This is a genomic window from Bradyrhizobium sp. BRP56, assembly GCF_020194035.1.
GTDB lineage: Bacteria > Pseudomonadota > Alphaproteobacteria > Rhizobiales > Xanthobacteraceae > Bradyrhizobium > Bradyrhizobium australafricanum.
On record NZ_JADYVV010000130.1, the window covers coordinates 1 to 7,759 of the forward strand.

8 protein-coding genes are annotated in these 7,759 nt (G+C 58.1%); 5 read left to right on the forward strand and 3 right to left on the reverse strand.

The window, feature by feature from the left end; all coding sequences use genetic code 11:
- From I6F38_RS42575 to I6F38_RS42590, 4 genes are all read left to right on the forward strand, one after another.
- On the forward strand, positions 1-1,022 hold a 1,022-nt coding region (locus I6F38_RS42575; protein WP_225164599.1), incomplete at its 5' end, for an IS66 family transposase.
- A 733-nt stretch (positions 1,023-1,755) separates the two neighbouring features.
- A complete protein-coding gene (locus I6F38_RS42580; protein WP_018271013.1) occupies positions 1,756-2,031 on the forward strand; it encodes a hypothetical protein in 276 nt (91 codons plus the stop codon).
- A gap of 341 nt (positions 2,032-2,372) precedes the next feature.
- Positions 2,373-3,218, forward strand: a complete 846-nt coding sequence (locus I6F38_RS42585; protein WP_225164600.1) for a Ku protein — start codon at positions 2,373-2,375, stop codon at positions 3,216-3,218.
- Between the two features lie 844 nt (positions 3,219-4,062).
- The gene (locus tag I6F38_RS42590) at positions 4,063-4,260 is read left to right on the forward strand and encodes a hypothetical protein (RefSeq protein WP_225164601.1); all 198 of its coding nucleotides are present in this window, start codon (positions 4,063-4,065) and stop codon (positions 4,258-4,260) included.
- 880 nt (positions 4,261-5,140) lie between these two features.
- Here I6F38_RS42590 and I6F38_RS42595 read toward each other — a convergent pair.
- Positions 5,141-5,416: a photosystem reaction center subunit H gene (locus I6F38_RS42595; protein WP_075969240.1), complete on the reverse strand. Its 276-nt coding sequence runs from the start codon at positions 5,414-5,416 to the stop codon at positions 5,141-5,143.
- Positions 5,417-6,557: 1,141 nt separating this feature from the next.
- On the opposite strand from I6F38_RS42595, the gene I6F38_RS42600 reads away from it, so the two are divergent.
- Positions 6,558-6,713: a hypothetical protein gene (locus I6F38_RS42600; RefSeq protein WP_016844136.1), complete on the forward strand. Its 156-nt coding sequence runs from the start codon at positions 6,558-6,560 to the stop codon at positions 6,711-6,713.
- Here I6F38_RS42600 and I6F38_RS42605 read toward each other — a convergent pair.
- On the reverse strand, positions 6,710-7,438 hold the full coding sequence (locus I6F38_RS42605) for a Crp/Fnr family transcriptional regulator (RefSeq protein ID WP_016844137.1): 729 nt from the start codon (positions 7,436-7,438) through the stop codon (positions 6,710-6,712). The genes I6F38_RS42600 and I6F38_RS42605 overlap by 4 nt on opposite strands.
- A gap of 87 nt (positions 7,439-7,525) precedes the next feature.
- Positions 7,526-7,759, reverse strand: a 234-nt coding sequence (locus tag I6F38_RS42610; protein WP_225164602.1) for a hypothetical protein, incomplete at its 5' end; no start/stop codon positions are given.

The window sequence follows — 7,759 nt, forward strand, 5'->3', positions numbered from 1 at the left end:
CAACCGATGCCACCGTCGCCCAGGTGCTGGTGTCCAAATATGCCGATCACCTGCCGCTCTACCGGCAGGCGCAGATTTACGCCCGCCAGGGCATTGAGCTCGATCGTTCGACGCTGGCGGACTGGGTAGGACAAGCCGCCTTCCACCTGCGTCCGCTGCATGACCGTCTCCTCGGCAAGCTCAGGCAACGGCCAAAGCTGTTCGCCGACGAGACGACGATGCCGGTGCTCGATCCCGGCCGAGGGCGTACCAAGACCGGTCAGCTCTGGGCCTATGCGGCAGACGACCGGCCATGGGGCGGCGCCGATCCGCCGGGCGTCGCCTATGTCTATGCTCCCGATCGCAAAGCCGACCGACCAATCGCCCATCTGGCGGGCTTCAAGGGGATCCTGCAGGTCGACGGCTATGCTGGCTATGGCAAGCTGGCCGAGCGTGGCGACGTTCAGCTTGCATTCTGCTGGTCGCATATGCGGCGTAACTTCTACGAACTTGCCACACCCGGTCCCGCGCCCATCGCAAGCGAGGCGCTTCAGCACATCGCCGAGTTCTACGCGATCGAGAAGGACATCCGTGGCCGCAGCGCCCAGGAGCGCTGCCTCGTCCGGCAGCAGAAGAGCCGGCCGCTGGCGGAAGCCTTCGAACGGTGGCTCCGCGCAAAGCTCGCGTTGATCAGCCAAAAGGGCAAGCTGGCCGATGCCATCCGTTATGCGCTCTCACGCTGGGAGGGGCTGACGCGCTTCATCGATGATGGCCGCATCGAGCTCGACAACAACGCGGTCGAGCGATCAATCCGCCCGATTACACTCAACCGGAAGAATGCGCTGTTCGCAGGCTCCGACGGCGGCGCCGAGCACTGGGCCATCATCGCCTCTCTGGTCGAAACCTGTAAGTTGAACGACGTCGATCCGCTTGCTTACGTGACCGACGCACTCACCAGGATCGTCAATGGTCATCCGAATAGCGACATCGATCAGTTGCTTCCGTGGGCCTATTGCCGTCACGAACTCAAAGCCGTGGCCTGAAAACAGCGCTTACAATATATCGGCATTCGCCCGGCGCGTCAGCGCCGGGCTTTTGCGTTGCGGGCCAGCTTGGCCATTCGCAGATGCGAAATAGGCCGCTCAAACGAAAGGCCCGGCCGCGAGGGCCGGACCGTTTAGGACGACCGCTCAGCGTTCGTACACCGCAGGCCGGCCGCACAGCGCGTGCGGTGGTTCAAGACGTTCGCGATGAAAGTTTCTCAAATCTGTGATGGGAATGAAGATCGAACAGCACAGGGCCGTCCAACTGAGGCGGCCTTATCTCAATATGAGCATGGCAAGGCTTGCGACGAGTATGCAGGTGCTCAGTGCTACCGCCGTAAGCGAATGAGCTTTTAGCTGGTCAAGTTTACGTTCCATAGTCCTGCCCATCTGCCCCGTTGCAGTGGGAGCTTAAGTTACAAAGTGAACACTTGTTCCTATGAGCGACTCCAGCAACTGGGGGCAAAAGTGCAATCTGTGCCAACGGCACAATTACGTTTCGGTAGGTCGGAGGGGCCCGGCCAAAAATTTGTAGGTCGGCACCCAAGCTGAGTTCCAGATTTCGAGCGTCGCCCGCACAACGAGCATTCAAAGCTGCTGATCTCCCGGGCCGGGACGCTAGACACTCTCGCATTTCGGTTCCTAGCCTGCATAGCGGGCATAAGTGCCGGCCCGGCGAAGAGGCGTTGACGCAAATGCTATAATTGGCGATGTCGATTGATTCGAGGCCACCATGAAGACCAACGCGCAACGTCGCCTGCCGCTGCAGGCCTCCCGTCCGGCTTATCGCAGTCTCGAAGGCTGGGCGCTCGGCATGCTGATCGAGCACCACGCCGTGAAGGAGTGCGAGCACCACGGTCATGCCCTCGATCGCAGCGATCCCGATGCGCGGAACCGGGCTCGCGAGGCGGCATGGAGCCAGCCCTTTTCGGGCGCCACGCCGGAAGAGTGCCGGGCCGCAATCGACGAAGTCCTGCGCGGCATCGGAGATAGCTGTCCGGACTGCTAGGCTCTAGGCTTTAGAATGGGCGCTTGTGCGGATCTTCCGTGCGTTGTCTTCGCGCTGTGTCTTGATCCAACCGCGCTCGCTCGCTTCGCCGAAGGCGGCCAGCTTTCATGACGCCGTAGACCAAAACCGCCCCGAGCACAAAGGCGCCGATGAACCAGAGCCACACCATTAGATAGGATGTCTCGCCAAGCATGGTCGCTTCCCTTGGGTTGGTTCCCCGGCAAGCGATCGATGCAACAGGAGGTTCCTATCGGCTGAGGCGCCTAATGTCGCGCTTGGCCACTCCACTTCGCTGACAGTCGTCCTATATTGATACCATTCAGTGTAGGTGGAGTTTGAGTATGGCCCCGCGCGCCAATTGGAAGGGCTTTCTGCGGTTGTCCCTGGTGACGTGCCCCATCGCACTGTTCCCGGCGACCTCTGAATCCGACAAGATCAGCTTCAATCAGATCAACAAGAAGACCGGCCATCGGATCAAATATCTGAAGGTCGACGCCGACACCGGCGAAGAGGTTGCCTCCGACGACATCATCAAGGGCTACAAGGTCGATACCGACCGATACCTCGAGGTCACCAAGGAGGAGCTCGAGAACATCGCGCTGGAATCGACCCGCACCATCGAGATCGACGAGTTCGTGCCCAGGAGCGAGATCGACGATCTGTATCTCGTGCGGCCCTACTACATCGTCCCCGATGGCAAGGTCGGCCATGACGCCTACGCCGTCATCCGCGAAACCATCAGATCGCTCGACAAGGTCGCCCTCGCCCGCGTGGTTCTGACCAACCGCGAGCACGTCATTTCGCTTGAGGCGCGCGACAACGGACTGATGGGCATGCTGCTGCGCTATCCCTATGAGGTGCGCGATTCAGCCGAATACTTCGAGGACATCCAGGACGTGAAGATCACGAAGGATATGCTGGATCTAGCCAAGCATATCGTCGAGCAGAAATCGAGCCACTTCGAGCCCGATAAGTTTGAAGACCGCTATGAGCAGGCGTTGCAGGAGCTGCTCGACCAGAAGCGCAAAGGCGAACCGATCGCAGCGACACGAAAGCCCGCGCCGAGCAATGTGTTCAATCTGATGGACGCCTTGAAGCAGAGCATCCAGAGCGGCGGCAAGGCGGCGCCCGCGAAAACGACGAAGGCGAAAAAGGCGCCGGCCAAGCCGCGCCGCAAAGCGGGCTAGTGGACCTCGAGGGCCTGGTTTCGAAGCATCTGTTGGTGGTGGCCAGCCTGATAGCTAGGGCGTGTACTCATAGATCCGTTCCCCGCGTGTGCAGGGATCGCGGGGTCCAAAGCAGGCATCGAACGACGCTAAAGTGAGTGTCCGCTAAGGGCCAGTTGCAGACTGGTCGGCGGTCAAAGGCTAGTCTGGGGTTTCCCGGCTCATTCCGATTGCATGGAATGTCTTTCCGCAAAGGGGTCGACGGCCCGAAGATGTTCACCGATGCCTGCAAGCTCGGCTACGAGGGCGTGTGTCGAAAGATGCGCGCTGCCTTCGAATAGGGGTCGAAGTGAGGCTGGTTGATCATGGGCGGCCTATATTGGCGCCCGCAGAGCGTGAGGACATCAGCCACGGCCAGATGAGCCGCCGCTTCGTCGCGCTGGGATCATTTTGAACGAGCGCAGGCAATACTCGAGAGCGAGCGCGGCCCTTGGATCAGCGAAATTCGAAAACTGAGCCTTGTCGAACAACGGAAGCGGCCTGTCGCCGAGCCACCCTTGTCGACAATTACGCGAGCCCCCTGTCTCGGGAATTGCCCTCTATTCCAAAAAAATGGCTTCAGCCGAAGGCGCTGAAGCCAAGTCTCCGCTTTGGTCGTCGCCGGCGACGGTAGCGTTCGAAGCCGGCAGAGTAAAACCGCCGTTTCATCCTGCCGTTCCTATTGCAACTTATTCCCGCCATGGCCTGCCGAAAAATCCTGCAGCGCAAGGTCGAATTCAAGGAACGGCTAGCTCTTGGAAATGATTAAGCTCACACGGCTGCAACTGCACAGGTGCGATGGACTAAGATGCACAAAGACTCGATCATGGACGAGTTGCGGCAGATTGAACGTGATGTTGTGGAGGGAGAAAAACGGCTCGCGGAGCAGGAGGCGTTGCTGATCGAGTTGAAGCGGTCAAACGAAAGCACCATCAAGGCTCAAGCTCAGTTCGAGATGATGCGAAAAGCTCAACTTGACCGCGAACAGCGTCGACAATGTCTGCTTTCTCTTTTGCATCCGTGATCTAGGCAATTTGCTGCATCTCGCGGGACAGTTACCACCTAAAGAAAATCAGCAGACCCGCCAACGATCCAGAGCGGCGAAAATCCGAGTAACATTGACGTCCAGAACCGCAGTTCTCGTTTGAGCCGGCCGCGAAAGACGACACAGGCATTTCGGAGCCGTTCAACCTGGGTCCGGCTAATCAAGCATGGCGCTGAGCCGCAATACTGAGAAATCCGACGATCAGAGTCCAGTCTCGGCGCTCTTCTGTCATAGCTTGCCTTCACGAAAGCGAACTGCCCAATGCCCCGGGAGAGCACTGAGCCCGATGCCCGTCCCACCTCCTGAGAGCAACCTCCCTTGCAACTCCACAAATTGCCACTTGTTCCTGAAAGTAAAACGGCCTCAGCGCGGTAGGAATCGCTGAGGCCGCGCTTTGCTTACATACTGCGGCGTCAGACGTTGTGGGGCGGGATCAGCGCCTGGCTTGAGAGTAACCCAACTTCGTCAGGCCCGCTCCTATGAAAAGGACGGCCAGAAGGCTTTGGGCGCAATCGGCCTGTGCTGGGGGCGCGTCCTGTTAGGCAGCACAAAAAAGATGGCCCCAGCATCCGGATCATGCTGGGGCCAGGCCAGATCGAGGACCGCTGTCCGCCGAGAAGCAGCGAGCCTGTTTCCAAGGCTGAAACAATACGAAATGAAAGTTATCTGCCCTATTGTTCGGATGCCGCTACTTTTCTGGCTCCACTAGCTAAACGCATATGCGGTCAGGCTAGCGACGAGAACCAAGACACTCAGCGCAGTAACAGACGCAAATGTCCGCTCCACTCCATTCATGCGTTCCATGGTTTTAAGCCCGCTCGTAGGAAGCCGATCGTCGCAGTGTGCAGCAGCGGAGTCATTAACCTTCGTGAATCTCGCGCCGTAATTTGGTTTTGGCGATTGGCTTTCTTGAGAGATCCCCTTCCAATTGCTTGACCATCGCTATTGGCCATCGACCTTCATGTCCCGCAATTGCAATGCGGAGCCCATGGACGTCATCTACAAATACGTGCTCAATTGTGCCGGCTTTCCCATCGGACAAGACGACCCCCTTGCCCACCAACTCTTTTTCGGAAGCATGAAGTTCGGAGAGGATGTTTAAAGCGCGTTTGCTGCAGTCAAAAAACTCGTTCATGGGTACGCAACTATCCTAAATGTAATCTGAAGCTGCGATCGATTTACGCTGGGGTCGAGCGGTAGCCCACGCCATATGAGCGCCACGCTCGAAGACGAGTTTTCTATCATGCGGGCACCGCGTCATTAGCACATGTGAAACGCGCTTATGGGGGCCTGCTGCTTTCTGGCGGGGCGTCTTCGTTCCCCAATTTTCATCACGAATGGAATGAGGAACCTAGTACGCCCATATCCGACGCATTGATCTTGCAAAGTGGCGGGTAGGCCTGGCGCCTATAGGGAATAGCTCGCGCTCGAAGACCAATTGATGGGGGCGATGCAAGGACATCGCCATGAGCACCGATCATCTCGCTGCAATTGCGATTGTACCGCTGGTGCCGGCTTGGCCGCCTCCATTCCGTCAGCTCGGTAACCTTTGACAATACGACCGTCACCGGCGGCGCGAATAGCGGCATACGTGAATGCTTTCGTGCCTCAGTCCGGCGGCTAAACACCCTCCAATCAAGGTACCCACCGCCCTGCCGCGCCGCAGCATATCCGCAGCGTTCATCGAGCTCGTATCACTTTCGCCAGGCCGTCCTAGTTGACGGCCGGGCTTTTGCGTTAAACCGAGGCTGCTAGGTCGCGGGTTCGGCAGATAAATTGCGACAAAGGCTCAGGCTCACCGCCGCGACCTGCCTGTTAATGTTGCATTCGGTGCAAAAGAGAACCGCCAATCCGGGTACGGTCGGGCTTGGCGGCTCCGTCCTCTTAGTCGACCGCGAGATCACACCACGAGGCTGAGCTAGCTTAGATCGGTGGCGACGATAGTCGAGACCGGACGCCTACGGTTTCCGCGACAATTGCTCAGCGCTGGGGCATGACAGGGCGCGCCTTGTCGTAGCACTAGCGGAGCGCATTTGGCTCCCCGGATCAGGTAACCCAATCGTTCTATCGGTTGCTATTTTCCCCGGTACTATGCGGCGGCTGCGGCCCGCTCGGACCGGCCGTGTGGCTTGTACAAAACCTAGAGCACACTCGGCTAAATATGAAAGTGAGATAGACCCTCTAGTTCGACGACGAGTTGCCGGCTACGCTCCTTCTCCATTTCGAATGACCGTCCGTTTGATGATCCCGATGGCGAGGAGCTGCTGAACGACGAGGTGGCCTGGCAGAAGGCCGTGATGACGGTTCGCGATGCCGAGTCCAATCTGGATCCCGACAAATCCAATCGTCGGTCGATCGTGGTCAAGCGAGAGGAAAACGCAATCTTTCAGATCGACGTCACCGCCAAGCGCATCGTCTCCCCTTCGAGTTAGCCAGTCGGCTCCAAGTGAAGATAGGCCGGATCGAATCCGGCCAATTCCTCCAATTTATCGTGGTCCAGAATGCGGTAGTGTGGCCGCTCGACTTGCATGATACCTTCTTGCCGCAGTTCCTGCAGCGTGCGGTTGACGTGGACCGTCGAAAGTCCGAGACAATCTCCAAGATCGGATTGCGTAATAGGGAAGTTGAAATCACCGTCGCTCGTTCGACCGACAGCCCTCAATCGACGATGAATTTCGGCGAAAAGGTGGGCCATACGCTCGTCCGCGGACCTGCGGCCGACATTGACGATCCATTCCCTAAAAATCGCCGCGTCAATGAGCGTTTCGCGCCAAAGCGCACCTGTCACATTCGGGCGCTGCTTGCACAAGGCCTTGATCGCTTCATGAGGGATGAAGCCAAGCGTGCAGGGTGTCAGCGTCGTGAAATCGTGATCCATGACGTTGAGGTAGAGGCTCTGCAGATCCGGTATTTCGCCGGGAATGTGCAACGAGAGGACTTGCCGCTTGCCGTCCTGCGTGATTTTTGCACGGTACGCAAATCCTTCGGCAAGCAGGCAAGACTCCTTTGGTCGGCTGCCATCGGCGACAATAATGTGCTGAGCCGGGACTTGGCGTTCCTGGATCGGAAGCTGCTGAAGTGCCTGAATATCATCGCTGTCGAGCCGGTTGGAGGCAGTTAACTTTGTGATCAGGCTAGTCGCGATGTTTGAAGTCATCGGCTTCTTCCCGCATTGGAGGAAATGAGCGTAGCGCCGGCGGTGAAATGCCTGCTTCGCCAGCGGATGATCGGGAGCACGACACTCTCAGCCACCGGCGCCCAATTGATAGTTGCCGATGATGCTTAGATAACAATTGGGGGGACCGCGATGTTCCTCGATAACCTGGCTGAAGCCCGGCAGTCTGAAGGTATGGCCCGATGGAGAAGCGACACTCCAGATTGATCGATCAGCGGCTCGAGCAACTTCGATCGCATCGTAACAACATCTGGCGTTATCGGCGACTCCCGAAAACGCAGCTTTCCGACTTGGAGCGTCAGT

Bases quoted from the DNA above. Each gene is read 5' to 3' on its own strand.
- I6F38_RS42580 (WP_018271013.1), top strand. From the start codon at position 1,756: ATGAAGACCAACGCGCAACGTCGCCTGCCGCTGCAGGCCTCCCGTCCG.
- I6F38_RS42605 (WP_016844137.1), bottom strand. From the start codon at position 7,438: ATGACTTCAAACATCGCGACTAGCCTGATCACAAAGTTAACTGCCTCC.
- I6F38_RS42595 (WP_075969240.1), bottom strand. From the start codon at position 5,416: ATGAACGAGTTTTTTGACTGCAGCAAACGCGCTTTAAACATCCTCTCC.
- I6F38_RS42585 (WP_225164600.1), top strand. From the start codon at position 2,373: ATGGCCCCGCGCGCCAATTGGAAGGGCTTTCTGCGGTTGTCCCTGGTG.
- I6F38_RS42590 (WP_225164601.1), top strand. From the start codon at position 4,063: ATGGACGAGTTGCGGCAGATTGAACGTGATGTTGTGGAGGGAGAAAAA.